Source organism: Nonomuraea aurantiaca (assembly GCF_020215705.1).
GTDB lineage: Bacteria > Actinomycetota > Actinomycetes > Streptosporangiales > Streptosporangiaceae > Nonomuraea > Nonomuraea aurantiaca.
In genome coordinates this window covers 251,540-266,470 of the sequence record NZ_JAIWNB010000005.1, presented here as the reverse complement: position 1 = coordinate 266,470, position 14,931 = coordinate 251,540, and the positions used below count along the sequence as shown (strand labels likewise).

At 68.5% G+C, this 14,931-nt stretch carries 13 protein-coding genes; 5 read left to right on the top strand and 8 right to left on the bottom strand.

All coding sequences use genetic code 11. The features are described 5' to 3' along the window. Nucleotide 1 precedes the first annotated feature (1 nt). The gene (locus LDL49_RS15310; RefSeq protein WP_225291699.1) at nt 2-619 is read right to left on the bottom strand and encodes a hypothetical protein; all 618 of its coding nucleotides are present in this window, start codon (nt 617-619) and stop codon (nt 2-4) included. After that, complete coding sequence (locus LDL49_RS15305) at nt 616-1,656, bottom strand: hypothetical protein (protein ID WP_225291698.1); 1,041 nt, start codon at nt 1,654-1,656, stop codon at nt 616-618. Before LDL49_RS15305 ends, LDL49_RS15310 begins: the two co-directional genes overlap by 4 nt. A 188-nt stretch (nt 1,657-1,844) precedes the next feature. Between LDL49_RS15305 and LDL49_RS15300 the strand changes: the two genes are divergently transcribed. Beyond that, on the top strand, nt 1,845-2,720 hold the full coding sequence (locus tag LDL49_RS15300; RefSeq protein WP_225291697.1) for a PIG-L family deacetylase: 876 nt from the start codon (nt 1,845-1,847) through the stop codon (nt 2,718-2,720). A 44-nt stretch (nt 2,721-2,764) separates the two neighbouring features. On the opposite strand, the gene LDL49_RS15295 is transcribed toward LDL49_RS15300, so the two are convergent. From LDL49_RS15295 to LDL49_RS15285, 3 genes are read right to left on the bottom strand one after another with little or no spacing between them, the layout of a single operon-like run. Next, nucleotides 2,765-3,535, bottom strand: a complete 771-nt coding sequence (locus LDL49_RS15295; protein WP_225291696.1) for a sporulation protein — start codon at nt 3,533-3,535, stop codon at nt 2,765-2,767. Between the two features lie 9 nt (nt 3,536-3,544). Continuing rightward, nucleotides 3,545-4,774, bottom strand: coding sequence for an SPFH domain-containing protein (locus LDL49_RS15290; RefSeq protein ID WP_225291695.1), 1,230 nt, complete (start codon nt 4,772-4,774; stop codon nt 3,545-3,547). Further along, on the bottom strand, nt 4,771-6,348 hold the full coding sequence (locus tag LDL49_RS15285) for an SPFH domain-containing protein (protein ID WP_225291694.1): 1,578 nt from the start codon (nt 6,346-6,348) through the stop codon (nt 4,771-4,773). Before LDL49_RS15285 ends, LDL49_RS15290 begins: the two co-directional genes overlap by 4 nt. Nucleotides 6,349-6,489: 141 nt before the next feature. On the opposite strand from LDL49_RS15285, the gene LDL49_RS15280 reads away from it, so the two are divergent. The 4 genes from LDL49_RS15280 to uvrB are packed head-to-tail and all read left to right on the top strand — an operon-like array spanning nt 6,490 to nt 10,677. Continuing rightward, nucleotides 6,490-7,413 (top strand): ABC transporter ATP-binding protein, encoded by a 924-nt coding sequence (locus tag LDL49_RS15280; RefSeq protein ID WP_225291693.1) that lies wholly within the window; start codon nt 6,490-6,492, stop codon nt 7,411-7,413. After that, on the top strand, nt 7,410-8,261 hold the full coding sequence (locus LDL49_RS15275; protein ID WP_225291692.1) for an ABC transporter permease: 852 nt from the start codon (nt 7,410-7,412) through the stop codon (nt 8,259-8,261). Before LDL49_RS15280 ends, LDL49_RS15275 begins: the two co-directional genes overlap by 4 nt. Before the next feature lie 14 nt (nt 8,262-8,275). Continuing rightward, entirely contained in the window at nt 8,276-8,509 is a 234-nt protein-coding gene (locus LDL49_RS15270) for a helix-turn-helix transcriptional regulator (protein WP_225291691.1), read from the top strand. 59 nt (nt 8,510-8,568) lie between these two features. Then, nucleotides 8,569-10,677, top strand: a complete 2,109-nt coding sequence (gene uvrB / locus LDL49_RS15265; protein WP_225291690.1) for an excinuclease ABC subunit UvrB — start codon at nt 8,569-8,571, stop codon at nt 10,675-10,677. Between the two features lie 384 nt (nt 10,678-11,061). Here the strand turns inward: uvrB and LDL49_RS15260 are convergent, their stop codons facing one another. The 3 genes from LDL49_RS15260 to LDL49_RS58375 all read right to left on the bottom strand — a co-directional run bounded on the left by LDL49_RS15260 (nt 11,062) and on the right by LDL49_RS58375 (nt 14,648). Continuing rightward, nucleotides 11,062-11,910 carry a class I SAM-dependent methyltransferase gene (locus tag LDL49_RS15260; RefSeq protein ID WP_225291689.1) on the bottom strand — a complete coding sequence of 283 codons (849 nt, stop codon included), beginning with the start codon at nt 11,908-11,910 and terminating at the stop codon, nt 11,062-11,064. Beyond that, nucleotides 11,907-13,166 carry an MFS transporter gene (locus tag LDL49_RS15255; protein ID WP_225291688.1) on the bottom strand — a complete coding sequence of 420 codons (1,260 nt, stop codon included), beginning with the start codon at nt 13,164-13,166 and terminating at the stop codon, nt 11,907-11,909. Before LDL49_RS15255 ends, LDL49_RS15260 begins: the two co-directional genes overlap by 4 nt. Nucleotides 13,167-13,778: 612 nt before the next feature. Then, a complete protein-coding gene (locus LDL49_RS58375) occupies nt 13,779-14,648 on the bottom strand; it encodes a serine protein kinase RIO (protein WP_225291687.1) in 870 nt (289 codons plus the stop codon). Between the last annotated feature and the right edge of the window lie 283 nt (nt 14,649-14,931).

The window sequence follows — 14,931 nt, the reverse complement described above, 5'->3', positions numbered from 1 at the left end:
CTCAACTCAGGTGGGCGGCTATCAGGCTGACGGCGAGTGCCGTCTCCTCGTCGTCGAGCGGTTGCCTGGACACGTGGTGGTCGCCGGTGCCGAGCGGGCCCAGCGACAGGTCGCGGCTGCCCGGCCGGCCGCGGCCGAGCGCGATCGTGGCCGCCTCGCCGCCCGCCGGCACGACGCTGCTGTGGAAGCGACCGGCCGCCAGCGTGTAGGTGTCGCCGGGGCCGAACTCCTCCACCAGCCCCGTCTCCTGGCGTACGGTCCGGCGGGTGGGCGTGATGCGGTCGCCGTCCGCGGCGCTGACCACCTCGAACACCCGGTGGGTCGGGTCGCGCACCGCGTCGGTGACCACCACGTGCACGTTGCGCACCTGCCCGTAGAGCACGTGGCTGAGCAGGTCCCAGCTGTGGCAGTGGATGCCCGACGTGGTGCTCTCCGCGTGCGTGAACCTGGCCGACCACAGATGGAGACATACCCCCTCGCCGCCGTCCCGCTCCAGCGGCAGGCAGACGAAGCCGAGCGGGTGGCGTACGCCCCTGATGCCGGTGCCCGACAGCGCCGCCAGCGCCCACGGGCGCGCCTGGCCCCGGGCGAGCTGCTGGTAGACACCGTGACGGCTCATGTGTCGTACGGATTCCTGGCGCGCAGCGCCTTGCGGGCGATGTCGACGACGTCGCGGTCGTCGTAGGACCTGGGCAGCGGGATCGAGATCCGGGTGAACAGCTCCTGCACCTCCTCGACCGTGGGCTCGTCGCTCAACGGCACCTTCTTGTACATCTCCAGCGGCACCTGCCGGGACTGCTCGAAGCTGAGCCGCAGCTCGGTGTCGCAGTTCTCGTAGTAGAAGGTGGCGGCCAGCGCGGTCATCGCCCGGTTGGGGTCCTCGACCGTCATGATCAGGCGGGTGGCCGACAGGTCCCAGCGGAAGGTCGTCATCGTGGACGACAGGCCGATGCCGATGTCGAGCAGCCCGTAGCGCTGGCGGTGCCAGAAGGCGGCCAGGATCGTGGCGTACGACTCCTTCCTGACCCGGTCGGCCGTCCAGGTCTCGCCGGTGCCGTCGGGCGCGTCCGACAGGGAGCGGCGGTAGTGGGCGTAGGTCTCGCACACCTCGACGTTGGCCGGGTCGATGATCTCGACCCTGACCGTGAGGTGGCGCTTGACCTTCCTGGCCGCCGCCACGCACTCGGGCAGCGTGACCGCGCGCAGGTAGGTGCCGGTGCCGCCCTTGAAGCTCCACCTCGTGGTGTCCTTGCGGGCGTCGGCGTGCGCCTGCGCGATCTCCTGCCTGCTGCCGAGCACCCTGACCAGCTGGAGCGAGTCGAGGGCCCGCCGCGTGCCAGTGACCAGGTCCTCGATCGCCTCCAGCCGGGCCAGTCGTACGGGCAGCTGGGCGAGCGCGCCGGAGGTGATGGTCTCCTCCACCGGCGCCTGGCGCACCCGGTCGCGGAGCAGCGCGGTGGCCACCAGCGCCAGGATCACCAGGGTCGCCGAGCTGACCAGCTGATCCTGGACCTTGTCGCCGTCCTTGCCGAAGATGCCGTCCGGCATGATCCCGAGCACGCCGACTACAATGGCCAGACCGAGTGCGATCGCGCCGTCGGCGTTCTGCGCCGCCCATGGGGCGATCCGCTTCAGCGCCGCCGTGAACCGTGCCATCGCATTGCCCCGCATCCGACGATCAGTCAGTTCTCGAAATCATGGTAACGACCGCGCCAAGTGCGCGGAAAGAGCAGGCCTCCTCCCTGAGTATGACCTGACATATCCCCCTTAAAGGTAGGGCGTGGAGATCGCGAGATCTTTACGCTTACTGGACGGGGGTGGGGATGAAGGGGTTAATACCGAGCTTGCGTTCGGGCTCTTTGGCGATGGCGCTGGTCGTCTACACGGTGTGTCCCGTGCCGCCGGCCATCGCCGCCACGGTGTCCGACGAACTGGTCCTGGGGGAGCGGTTCGTGCAGGTCGTCGCCCATCCGGACGACGATCTGCTGTTCATGAGCCCCGACCTCTACGGCGGGGTGCTGGGCGAGCGGCCCAGCGTCACCGTCTACCTCACCGCGGGCGAGGGCACCGCGGGGCTGGACGACCATCATGACCCACACGTGTACGCACGGGACCGTGTCGCGGGCCTGCGTGCCGCGTACGCCCATCTGGCGGGGGTGCGCGACGACTGGCGCAGCACGGTGATCACCGCCGGGGGACTGCCCGTCAAGGTGGACTCTCTGGTCGAGCGGCCAAAGGTCGTCCTCATCTACGCCGGGCTGCCGGACGGCGGCGACCCGCGCGCCGACGGCGGCCGTGACGCGCTGACCCGGCTGTGGGCCGGCCGTGGCTGCGTGCACGTCTTCGACGCGGCCGATCGGCGGTGCGTGAGCCGGGAGGACGTGGTGGCGATGCTGCGTGCCGTCTACGCCAGATACCAGCCGAACGTGATCCGCACGCTGGACCCCGACCCGCCGCCGCATTGCCGCCTGTGCGACCACCCCGACCACGTGGCCTCGGCCCGTTTCGCCGCCGCCGCTGCCGCGGATCGGCGGGTGCGCCTGGTGGCCTACCGCGGCTACCCGATGACGACCTGGGCGCCCAACGTGCCGCCTCGGATGCGGGAGCTCAAGCGGGAGATCTTCGGCGTCTACCGGCGTCACGACTACCGGGCCAGGTCCGGCTGGCACTACCGGGCCTGGTACGACCGGATGTACAAGGTCACGGGCCATCGCCACTGACGCCCTGGCGGCGTGGAGCCGTCGCTCCACGCCGCCCTTGGGGCTCAGAGCCAGCCGCGGCGCCGCGCCATCTGCTCCAGCCCGTGCCGGAGCGCCTGGTCGGCCCCGCTCGGGTCGTCGTAGCGGACCGTGAACCGGTTGTAGGCGTCGTGGCTGGAGGTCAGGAAGCCGCCGCGCTTGTCGGCTTCCAGGATGACGTCCATCTGCCGCGGCCCGGCGATGAACGTCAGCTCCAGCTCGTTGAAGTGCCGCCGCCACTCCCCGCCCGCGTAGTACTCGATCTCCTGGAAGAACGGCATCGTCGAGCCGCGCAGCGTGCCGCGTTCGAGGTCGGCCTTCTTGAAGCCGAACCCCAGGCGGTCGAGCGCGGCGATGACGTGCTCCTGCGCGGGCAGCGGGTTGACGAACAGCGGGTCGAGGTCGCCCTTGTCCATCGCGCCGGCCAGCGCCAGCTCCGTCTGCACGCCCAGCCGCATGCCGTGCAGCGGATGACCGCCGATGGCGCTGATCGGCGTCTCCCAGGGGATGACGATCTCGAACGGCTGGCTGTGCTGCGCGCCGGCGCTGAGCTGGAAGGTCCCGGCGACCTGCTGGCGCAGGAAGCCGTAGGTGGTCTTGTACTCCTCGTCGCCACGCTCCACCTCGACCACCGCGGTCAGGTCGAGATAGATGCCCTCGACCTTGTAGTCGGCGCCGCCGCCGCGGAAGTGCACCACTCCGCGTAACGTCTCACCGGGCCGTACACCGCTGTTGGTCAGGACCGTGTCTACTTCGACGCCCGCGCCGAACGCGGCCATCAGTTTGCGGAACACCATGGGGTTCTCCTATGACCCGGGGGTCTCTCCGTTGTGATGGCCCGAGAAGCGGGGGAGCAACTGGGCCAGGAGCAAGGTCGACAGTGCGGAGTCGCCGGAGCCCTGCTGGGTGCGGACCACCAGGGGTTGCGGGGCGTTCTCCGCCAGTTTGGCGCCCACGTCCAGGCGCCGGCGGGCCAGCTCGTACTGCAGCACGGCCCGGTTGTCGCGATAGGAGGCGGCCAGCCTGCGCAGGGCCTTGGCCTCGTTCTCGGCGGAGGTCAGCTCGGCGCGGCCGCGGGCCTCGATCTCCCAGCGCACCCGCTGCGCCTCCGTCTCCTGCTCTTCCAGCATGCGCGCCACGTCCTTGCGCGCGGTGTTGTGCGCGGCCTTGACCTCGACCACGCGGGCGTCACGGGTCTTCTTGGAGCGCTCGATCTCCATGAGCAGGGTGTCGATGCGGCGCTTGCGGGTCAGCTCCCACTCGCGCTCGTAGGCCGACAGCTCCTTGGCCACCTTCTCGCGGGTGGCCAGGTGCTGCTGGTACTGGTCGGGCAGCTGCACGTCGGGGATGTTGGCGCCGGTGATGCGCACGCCGTAGCGGCCGAGCTGGCGGTTGAGCGCCTCCTGCATGTCGCCGACGTCGGAGCCGCGCAGGTCGTACGCGCGCTCGGTGTTGACCTTGCGGCTGCGCTGCCTGATCGCGTCCTGTACGGCGCTCGACAGCACCAGGTCGAAGTTGCCCGCGCCGATCGTGCGGACGAACGCGACCGGGTCCACGATGCGGAACTTGAGGAAGAACTCGATCGACTTCAGCGGTACGTTCTCGGCCGTCGGGCAGGCCACGATCGGCGCCGAGTACGGGATCTCGGTGGAGGTGTCGACGACCGCGTCCACCCGGTCCCACGGCAGCCACAGGTAGTGGCGGCCCGGCGGGAGCGTGCCGGTGATGGCGCCCCAGCGGCTGCGTACGCCGGTGGTGCCCTCCTCGATCTCGATGATCGCCCGCCGCCACATCCACACCAGCGCGACAGCGAGGAAGAACACCGCCCCCAGCGAGGCCGGCACGACGAGGTTGCCCAGCGCCGCCATCCCGGCGAAGTAGACGGCGATGAAGACCAGGGCCATCCAGGCGAAACCGCGCCTGTCCTTGGGGATCACGACGGGCACGAGCTGGCCCTGCTCGCCGCCGCGCAGCAGCTGGCGGATGTCGGACCAGGAGGCCAGCGACTCCTTGATCTTCGAGAACTCGCGGCTCATCGGACCTCACCCTCGATGGTCGGCAGCGCGCCGGCGAGTGCGGGCTCGGGCGCCTCGCTCACCTCTTCGGCGACCTTCCTGAGCAGTGCGGTGATCTCCGCCTCCCTGCCCTCCACGCGCTTGCCGATCTCGGCCAGCCGGCCCCGGATGGCGGCCATGTCCTCGGCCGAGAACAGCGCCGCCCCCTTGCCGCCGACCAGTTGCTGGGCCAGCGCCAGGAAGTCGATGTCGGTGTGCTCGCCCACCTGCACCACCTGCGGCAGCCGGGTCGCGACCGACTCCAGCTTGTCCAGCAGGTCCTGCTGGAAGCGGTAGTCGAGGATCTCCGGCGCCTCGGCCGCGCTGAGCGCCCTGATGTCGAGCGCCTGCGCCTCCAGCAGTGCCGAGTTGGCGTTGGCGGAGGACTCCGCCTCGACCAGGCGCTGCCTGGCCTGCGCCTTGGCCTGGTGGGAGGCCCGCTCCAGCGCCGTGTCCATGCGCGCCTGGTAGCCGGCGATCTCCGCCTGGATCGCGCTCAGCGTCTCCTGCAGCCCGGCCAGCTCCTTGATCAGGTCGCCCTCGTTCTGCTCCTTGCGCAGCTGCAGCTCGTACTCGTAGGTGTAGGCCTCCTTGGCGACGCGCACCATCTCGGGGGCGGCCAGGTCCATCCGGTACTCCTGGCTGGACGGCTCGGCGTGCGTGATGTTCACGTCGGTGAGGCGTACGGCGGGCAGGAACTGCTGGTTGAGGTTGTCCAGCATGCCCAGCGTGCTCTCGCCCACCAGGTCGTAGATCTCCTCGGCCCGCTGGGCGTAGATGAGGGAGCGGGTGACCTCGCTGATGGCGTTCTGCAGCTTGGACTGGAAGCCGCTGACCGAGCCGAGCACGAAGATGAACTCCGCCGGGTTCTCGATCCTGAACTGCAGGAACAGGTCGACGCTCGCCTTGACGCCCTGCTGCGTGGGGGCCTCGCTGATGGGGGCGTTGAACGGGTATTCGCGGGTGGTGTTGACGATGTAGCTGACCCGCTTCCACGGGTTGAACAGCGTCACCCGGCCGGGGTCGGCGATCTGCACCAATTTGCCGAACTTGGTGATCAGCGCCTTGCAGCCCTCGGGCACCATCACCACGCTGCGCCGCCACCACAGGAAGGCGGCCGCCAGGAGCAGGACCACCCAGTAGTGCGGGCCGAAGAACACGTCGGTTCGGGGGATGACGTTGCCGAGCGCGCCGATCAGGCCGAGCACCACCAGGATGCCCAGCGGCACGACCACCTTCGCGGTGGTCCCCTTGGGGATCACCACCGGAGAGATCACGTGCATGCCGTTCTCGGCGAAGCTGCGGTTGATGATCTCGCCGGCCTCGTTCAGCGACGCGGACCGGGCCTCGATCAGCGTGCCCACCGACACGCCGCCGTCACGGGCCGCCGCGAAGTCGTACGGGTTGAGCGCGAAGCCCTGAACCTGGACCTGACCGGCCAGCTGGCCCGCTTGGTCCACCGCCTGGCCGACGGCTTGACGGACATCACCGCCTTGGACGACCGCCTGGGCTATGCCCTGACCTGCCTGGATCAACGCCTCTCTGGGTCGTGACATTGCACCTTCCTCTTCCGCTACGGGCGGATTAGACCGTATCGGGTGTCACTTACGGTTCGCTTGCAAGCCGTTGTAGTAGTTCTCTTGCGTTCGGTATTAGGTGTGCTATCAATGTAGTAGACCTACTACTGGGAGGGTCTGATGAAGGTCATGAGGGACCTGGGCGAGAGTTCCGCGTTAGCCGGCCAGGCGGAGCCCGCCGTCATCGAGGTCCGTGATCTGCGCATGCGCTACGGGCCGGTGGAGGTGCTCCAGGGCGTCGACTTCACCGTGCGCGCGGGTGAGGTGATCGCGCTGCTCGGCCCGAACGGCGCGGGCAAGACCACCACGATCGAGATCCTCGAAGGTTTCCGGGTACGCTCCGGCGGCCAGGTACGCGTGCTCGGCACCGACCCGGCCGGCGGCGACGAGCGGTGGCGCGCCCGGATCGGCGTGGTGCTGCAGTCGTGGCGCGACCACGGGTCCTGGCGGGTCCGCGAGCTGCTGGACCACCTCGGCCGCTACTACGCGCCCTACTCGGACGAGGGCCGGAGCCGCCCGGTGCCCACCGACGAGCTGATGGCCGCCGTCGGCCTCACCGAGCACGCCGGCCGGCGGGTCGCCAAGCTCTCCGGCGGGCAGCGCCGCCGGCTCGACGTGGCCATCGGCATCGTCGGGCGCCCTGACGTGCTGTTCCTCGACGAGCCGACCGCGGGGTTCGACCCGGAGGCCCGCCGCGACTTCCACGACCTGGTGCACCGGCTGTCGGACCTCGACGACACCACCATCCTGCTCACCACGCACGACCTGGACGAGGCCGAGAAACTCGCCGACCGGATCCTCATCCTGTCGGGCGGCAGGATCGTCGCCGACGGCAGCGCCGACCGCCTGGCGCGCGAGGTCTCCCGCGACGCGCAGGTGCGCTGGAGCGTCCGTGGCGAGCACTTCGTCCACGCCACGGATGACGCCACCGGCTTCGTCCGCGACCTGTTCGCGCAGCACGGCGATGAGATCGGCGATCTGGAGGTACGCCGGGCGACGCTCGAGGACACCTACATGGCGATCCTGAGGAAGGAAGAGCGATGAACCCCACGCTGCACGCCGTCCGGCTCGGGCTGGCCCGCGGCTGGATCGAGACCAGGCACACCCTGGTCAGCCGGCAGGAGATCGGCTTCACCGTGGTCACCTCGGCCGCCATGATCGTCGTGATGTACTTCCAGCGGGACGCGACGCTGCCCGGCACGTCCATCTCGCTGGCCGCGGTCACGCTGCCCGGCGTCCTCGGCATGCTGGCCGCCTTCAACGGCCTGCTCAGCGCGGTGGGCGGCCTGGCCGTCGAACGGGAGGACGGTACCCTGCTCAGGGCCAAGGCCCTGCCGCAAGGGATGGTCGGCTACCTGGTCGGCCGCATCGTGCTGGTGTCGCTCACCACCCTGACCAGGGTGCTGGTCGTGCTCGTGGGCGGGCTGGTCCTGATCCCTTCGCTGGCGCACACCCCGCCGTCCGGCTGGCTGACCATGGTCTGGGTGCTGCTGCTCGGCCTGACAGCCACGTTGCCGCTGGGCGCGGTCATCGGGTCGCTGGTGACCAACCCGCAGACGGCGGCCGGACTGTCGATGCTGCTCACCGGCGGGCTCGCCGCCGTCTCGGGCATCTTCTATCCGTTGTCGGCGCTGGCCGGCTGGCTGCAGGCGCTGGCCCATGTGTTCCCGCTGTACTGGCTGGGGCTGGGGATGCGCTCGGCCCTGTCGCCCGCCGGCGCCGCGGCGGAGATCGGCGGCTCCTGGCACACCCTGGAGACGATCGGCGTGCTGGGCGCCTGGTCCGTGGCCGGCCTGCTCCTGGCGCCCCCGATCCTGCGCCGGATGGCCCGGCGCGAGTCCGGCTCACTCATGCAGATGCGCCGTGACCGAGCACTGCAACGTATCGGCTGAGAAGATAGGCGGCGATGAGCGAGATCGTCTACAACCGCATCGCGTTGCTGCGCGCCGAACGCGGTGTCACCCGCAGGCAGCTCGCCGACGCTCTGGGCGTGCACTACCAGACGATCGGTTACCTGGAACGCGGCGAATACAGCCCCAGCCTCTACCTGGCACTGCGGATCGCCGAACACTTCGAGGTGCCGGTCGAGGTCGTCTTCTCCACCACCCCGTTTCCGCGGATCGGCGAACGGTCCGCCTGAAGGGTGGCTCCCCTGACCAGGTGACGGTTTCTGTCAGTGGCGCCGCCTACAGTGGCAGCATGCGACCGGTCACTGATTTGCAGCGGAAGGTGGCGCCCTTCGAGGTCGTCACCGAGATGACTCCCTCCGGCGACCAGCCGACGGCCATCGCCGAGCTGGAGCGCCGCGTCAAGGCCGGGGAGAAGGACAACGTCCTGCTGGGCGCCACGGGCACCGGCAAGACGGCCTCGATCGCCTGGCTGATCGAGCGGCTGCAGCGGCCCGCGCTGGTCATGCAGCCCAACAAGACGCTCGCCGCGCAGTTCGCCAACGAGCTGCGGGAGATGCTGCCCAACAACGCGGTTGAATATTTCGTCTCTTATTACGACTACTACCAACCTGAGGCGTACGTCCCGCAGAGCGACACGTACATCGAGAAGGACTCCTCGATCAACGACGAGGTCGAGCGGTTGCGTCACTCGGCGACCAATTCGCTGCTGACCCGCCGCGACACGATCGTGGTGGCCTCGGTGTCCTGCATCTACGGCCTGGGCACGCCGCAGGAATACGTCGACCGCATGGCCAGGCTCCGCGTCGGCATGGACGTCGACCGCGACCAGCTGCTGCGCCGCCTGGTCGACATGCAGTACACCCGCAACGACCTCGCCTTCACGCGGGGCACCTTCCGGGTGCGCGGCGACACGATCGAGATCATCCCGAAGTACGAAGAGCTGGCCGTACGCATCGAGATGTTCGGCGACGAGATCGAGAAGCTGTCCACCATGCACCCGCTGACCGGCGAGGTCATCACCGAGGACGAAGAGCTCTACATCTTCCCCGCCTCCCACTACGTCGCCGGCGAGGCGCGGATGGCGATGGCGGTCAACGGCATCGAGGCGGAGCTGGCCGAGCGGCTGTCGGAGCTGGAGCGGCAGGGCAAGCTGCTGGAGGCGCAGCGGCTGCGCATGCGCACCACCTACGACATCGAGATGATGCGCCAGATCGGCACCTGCTCCGGCATCGAAAACTACTCGCGCCACATGGACGGCCGCGAGCCGGGCAGCGCCCCCAACACGCTGCTCGACTACTTCCCCGAAGACTTCCTGCTGGTCCTCGACGAGTCCCACCAGACGGTGCCGCAGATCGGCGCCATGTACGAGGGCGACGCCTCCCGCAAGCGCACCCTGGTCGACCACGGCTTCCGCCTGCCGTCGGCGCTCGACAACCGGCCGCTGAAGTGGGAGGAGTTCCTGGAGCGCATCGGCCAGACCGTCTACCTGTCGGCCACGCCCGGCTCCTACGAGCTGGGCCGGGTCAAGGGCGACGTGGTCGAGCAGGTCATCCGGCCGACCGGGCTGGTCGACCCTGAGGTGATCGTCAAGCCCACCAAGGGGCAGATCGACGACCTGGTCCACGAGATCCGCGAGCGCGCCGACCGCGACGAGCGGGTCCTGGTCACCACATTGACCAAGAAGATGTCGGAAGACCTCACCGACTACCTGCTCGAGCTGGGCATCCGGGTCCGCTACCTGCACAGCGAGGTCGACACGCTGCGCCGCATCGAGCTGCTGCGCGAGCTGCGCTCCGGCGAATACGACGTGCTGGTCGGCATCAACCTCCTGCGCGAGGGCCTCGACCTGCCCGAGGTGTCGCTGGTGGCCATCCTCGACGCCGACAAGGAAGGCTTCCTCCGCTCGGAGACCTCCCTGATCCAGACCATCGGCCGGGCCGCCCGTAATGTCTCTGGCCAGGTCCACATGTACGCCGACAAGGTCACCCCGTCGATGGAGCGGGCCATCGACGAGACCAACCGGCGGCGGGCCAAGCAGATCGCCTACAACCAGGCCAACGGCATCGACCCGCAGCCGCTCCGCAAGAAGATTGCCGACATCCTCGACTCGTTGCAGCGCGAGGACGCCGACACCGACCGCCTCCTCGGCGGCGGTCGCCAGCAGTCGCGCGGCAAGGCGCCCGTGCCCGGCTTCGCCGCCCGCCAGGCCGGGCAGCACGCCAAGACCATCGCGGGGGAGATGCCCCGGGCACAGATGGAGTCGTTGATCGAGTCGCTGACCGAGCAGATGCACCAGTCGGCGGCCGACCTGCAGTTCGAGGTGGCCGCTCGGCTGCGCGACGAGATCAAGGAGCTCAAGCGGGAGCTGCGCGACATGCGGGAGGCGGGGGTCCAGTAGCCGACCGGAGATAGGGCGTCCGCTTCGCCTCCTCGGCGGCACCACCGTCGAGACCTGCACAGACTCTCCACCGCTCCGGCCCCGACCCAAGCCCACGGCCGCGGCTGTGACAGGGGCCGGAAAGTGGGCTTTAGGGGTCCTAACAAAATGATCTAGGGTCGTGTCCGCAAGCCCTTTTGATCGATGGTCTCTGTATGAAGAAGGGTGAGCAGCTAACCTACATGTCCCTGATCCAAGGGATCCCGCCAGCGCGGGGCCGAGTAGGGCGGCCCCGCAAGCGACTCGAGTGCCTGTACGACGACCATGACAAGTTCAGCCGTCTGGTCTGGCGCACCGGGTAGGTGCGCGCTGTCAGGGGTCAACGCTCGTGCTTCCGTCGCCCGGTCATTTCCGTTGGCGGAGGGTCGCGAGGTATACGGCCGTTGAGCTCTCGAAGGAGACGATGTCGGCGAGTTCCCAGCCGGTTCCGTTGGCGAGTTCGGCGAGTTCGCGTGGTGCCAGGCTGAGGTAGTCGAACCAGGGCGTCGCGACGTCGCGGTAGCGGACCCGCATGGTGCGATGTCCGGCTATGCGGCCCGCCCGTAGGTTCTGTTCGTTGTAGGGCAGGTGCAGAGGATCGGCGGAGTCCGTCAGGTTCCGGCCTTGGCCGACGATGATGGCGCCGGGCGCGGCCATCGCTGCTAGCGCCCGCAGGAATTCCGGCGCCCTTTCCCGGCTCTCCAGCAAACCGAGGTTGGCGCCCAGGAGCAGGAAGCTGTCGTATCGCTCTTCCGTCGCGGCATGCTCGTGGACCGTGCCGAGAACGGCGGAACGTACCCCTTGCCGGCGGCACACTTCGAGTGCGCCCGGTGAGATGTCGAGCGCTGTAACGGCGTGGCCCCGATCGAGCAACGCGCGTGTGGCCCGTCCTCCGCCGGCGCCGACGTCCAGAACTCTGCCCTTGAGCAAGTCCAGCGCTTGGCGCTCACTGTCCGGCCATTGGCCGACCGGCGCGATCCATGGTTCGACGGGCACCGGCTTCACCAGCCCGTCGCTGCGTTCCGCGATATGGAAGACCGGGGTGGCAGCCGACTCCAGCGACGCCTGGTAGGCATCGCGCAGCATGTCCCCGATCGCGTCCCCGTTACGGGGACCAAATGCCGTCCGTTCTGCCTGCCGGCCTTCTTCCGTTGCCTTGTCGCCGGCCTCATCATCTGCGACGTCGCCGAGGGCGCGGACGGTGGGAGCGTTCATCGTGTTCTCTCTGCTGGATCGGGTGAAGGAGCCGATGGTTCGGGGCGCACGAGCGGCCGGAATGTGACGAAGAGCATCAGGACAACCCCGGCGCCACACCAAGCCCCGATGACACTAGAGGTGGGAAAGCGTTCGCTGAGGGCGCCGGTGGCCAGGATCGCGGTGCCCTGGGCGATCTGGATGCCGCTGTTCATGACGCCGAACGCCCGGGCCCGGTAGTCGGTGGGAAGCACGCTCTTAAACAGCGCCTGAGCGGCGGGCAGCAGCAGCGACATGACCACGCCGGAGGCGGCGACCAGGAGCAGCACGCCGGCGAGCGGCAGGTCGAGCAACGCGGGGACCAGCGTGAGGGGGGCCAGGACCGCTAGGGGGCGGATCAGCCGGGTCCTGGTACGCGAGCGCAGCAGCCGGGTCAGTATCAGGCCGCCGATGGCGACACCAAGCGGGTTCGCGGCCATGATGAACCCCTGTGCCGCGCCGCCGCCGTCGATTTCGGCCGCCCAGGCCGCCGCCAGGCCCTCCGGAACGATCACGAAGGTGACCGTTGCGAAGGTTATGAGCGCGATGGCCCGCATCACTGGGTCGCCGAAGACGACGGCGTACCCTTGTCCAGTCTCCCGCCACAGGCCAAGGCGGTGGGTGGCCCCGAGTGTCGCCGGCCGGAGCTTGACGTAACGGCGCAGCAGGAACGCCGAGCCGACGAAGGTACCGGCGTTCAGCAGTAGCGCGGCATGCGGGTTGTAGCCGGCGATCATTCCTCCGGCGGCGTACCCGAAGACCTGGGCCAGGTGGAAGATGGCGTTGTTGAAGGCGATGCCGAGCGGGTACAGGTCGCCGGTCAGGATGTGCGGGAGCTGAGAGGAACGGGCGGCCTCGAACGGCGGGGCGAACAACCCACTGGCGAACAGCAGCACCAGCAGGACCGCCACAGGCACGCCGGGGATCGCGATCAGCCCGATGAGCGCCGCTCTGACCAGATCGCAGAAGATCATCACTGAGCGCGAGGGATACCGTTCGGCCACTGCCGCGAGTAAGGGCCCTGCGGTGAGCCATGGCAGATACCCCACGGCGAAGGCCGCTGCCGAGGCCAGCACCGAGCCGGTGCGATCGAAGACCAGCAGCGCTACCGCGGCCTTGCACAGATAGTCCCCGATCCAGGAGAGCACGCTCGCGGTGAAGACCGCACGGTACTCCACCAGAACGAACAGATCCCGATAGCCCGCCGGCCGTTCCTCATCCGTCGCCGGACGCCTCATCCATTCTCCGCAATGCGCTCATGAAGAGGGCCGGCTCACCGCCGAAGGCTGTGTGCCGGCCGCTGTCAGCTCATCTTGGATCAATCCCAGACGGTGTCCTTGCGGGTCATGAAGCACCTCCCTCTCGGCTCTTCGGCATGCTGATCGCTCAGCATCCCAAGCGACTAGATCATATAGTCATATTCCACCTTTTCGGCAATGTTTCCGTCCTCGTGACCAGAGCCCCAAATGGTAAAGGTGTTGCTCGCCTCTGCGACCGGAGCGATCAAACGGTGAGGGCATATCCCTCCTGGTAGCGGTTCTGGTGGACACGTGCTTGTTGTCGGGCGAAGTGGTAGCGCAGTGCCTGGCTCCCGATCCGTCGGAGTCCAGCTCGACTGGTCCAAAGCGGTGATCGACAGCTCCCGCGTCCGGGCGCTCAAGGGCGGCCCGTAACCGGGCCGAGCCTGGTCGCCTGCGTATCCGCTGGAAGGTCCGTTACGACATCCACGGGGCATACATGACGCTTGCTGACGCGATCATTTGCCGGCGACGCCTCGTCCGCTGATCTTTCTGAAGGATCTCTATAGCGTCGCAAAGCCTTTGTCTCCGGCCCTCGCCCTCTGGCGGACGTCAGAGCATTCCGGCCTCCGATTGGAGCAGGGCGGAGAGGGCGTCGGGGTCTGCCGACGCGACGCCCTTCGCGGCGAACCAGGTGGCCACGTTGTGGGCGTCCCGGTCGAGGAAGTGGGGGCCCGTGGGGTGGGAGATGACGTCGACGATCTGGGGGAGGTCGATGATGACCAATCTGCCCTCGTGGACCAGCAGGTTGTACGCCGACAGGTCGCCGTGGGCCAGGCCCTCTCTGGCCAGAACGACCAGCGCCTCCACCAGCTGAGCCCATAGGTCGTCCAGATCGTCCGAGACGTTGGCGAGCCGGGGTGCCGCGTAGCCGTCCGGGGTGCCGATGAACTCTTGAAGGATCTCTGTGCCGACGATCTGGACCGGATAGGGCACCGGCAGGCCGAGCTCGGTCAAGCGACACAGGGCGCCGAACTCGGCCGCCGCCCACTGCCCGGCGATGAGTTGTTTGCCGAAGGTGGTGCGGTTGGCCATGGCCCGGTTCATGCGGCTTTCGCGGGTGCTGCGGCCTTCCAGATAGCCGGCGTCCCGGTGGAACAACCGGTGCTCCGCTGAGCGGTAGCGCTTGGCGGCCAACAGGCAGACCCGGTCCGTGTCCGGCACGCCGCGGGAGAGCAAGTGGACGTCGGCTTCCTTGCCGGTTTTGAGGATGCCCAGCTCGGTGTCCACGGCGGCGAGCTCGGTGACGAGCCAGTCCGGGTGCGGCTTCGGGCCACGCTCGGTGGGGGTGCTCTGGTCCCAGGTCGACCAGCGGTCGCCTACGGGCGGTCCGTCGTCGACGGGGGCGCTGTCGAGCCATTCGAGATCGTCGGCGTCGAGGGCGTACTTGCCCCGGCGACGGGGCGAGGATTGCTTGGGCACGGTGGGATTTCTCCAGAAATGAGGCCCACCGGCGCAGCGATCAGCTTGGCGAGATCCCGGTGGGGAGGTCAGGGGACGCGGAAAACGGCACGCGAACAGTCGTCATCACGGTCTCAACCTCCCTTCACCCTCCACGCACAGGCTGCGGCACGCGCTGTTATATGCACTGGTTGCACTGTTGCATAACGCGTTGTGCTCGGCCCGGTCGAGTATGCCGAGTGGGGCCGGCCGCGGCAACTGAATTTTCGGCCTCGTCCACCCCACGCACTCCACCCACCCAAAC

Excerpts from the sequence above, each read along its gene's own strand:
- LDL49_RS15310 (WP_225291699.1), bottom strand. The coding sequence starts at position 619 with ATGAGCCGTCACGGTGTCTACCAGCAGCTCGCCCGGGGCCAGGCGCGC.
- LDL49_RS15305 (WP_225291698.1), bottom strand. The coding sequence starts at position 1,656 with ATGGCACGGTTCACGGCGGCGCTGAAGCGGATCGCCCCATGGGCGGCG.
- LDL49_RS15295 (WP_225291696.1), bottom strand. The coding sequence starts at position 3,535 with ATGGTGTTCCGCAAACTGATGGCCGCGTTCGGCGCGGGCGTCGAAGTA.
- LDL49_RS15290 (WP_225291695.1), bottom strand. The coding sequence starts at position 4,774 with ATGAGCCGCGAGTTCTCGAAGATCAAGGAGTCGCTGGCCTCCTGGTCC.
- LDL49_RS15285 (WP_225291694.1), bottom strand. The coding sequence starts at position 6,348 with ATGTCACGACCCAGAGAGGCGTTGATCCAGGCAGGTCAGGGCATAGCC.
- LDL49_RS15280 (WP_225291693.1), top strand. The coding sequence starts at position 6,490 with ATGAAGGTCATGAGGGACCTGGGCGAGAGTTCCGCGTTAGCCGGCCAG.
- LDL49_RS15275 (WP_225291692.1), top strand. The coding sequence starts at position 7,410 with ATGAACCCCACGCTGCACGCCGTCCGGCTCGGGCTGGCCCGCGGCTGG.
- LDL49_RS15270 (WP_225291691.1), top strand. The coding sequence starts at position 8,276 with ATGAGCGAGATCGTCTACAACCGCATCGCGTTGCTGCGCGCCGAACGC.
- uvrB (WP_225291690.1), top strand. The coding sequence starts at position 8,569 with ATGCGACCGGTCACTGATTTGCAGCGGAAGGTGGCGCCCTTCGAGGTC.
- LDL49_RS15260 (WP_225291689.1), bottom strand. The coding sequence starts at position 11,910 with ATGAACGCTCCCACCGTCCGCGCCCTCGGCGACGTCGCAGATGATGAG.
- LDL49_RS15255 (WP_225291688.1), bottom strand. The coding sequence starts at position 13,166 with ATGAGGCGTCCGGCGACGGATGAGGAACGGCCGGCGGGCTATCGGGAT.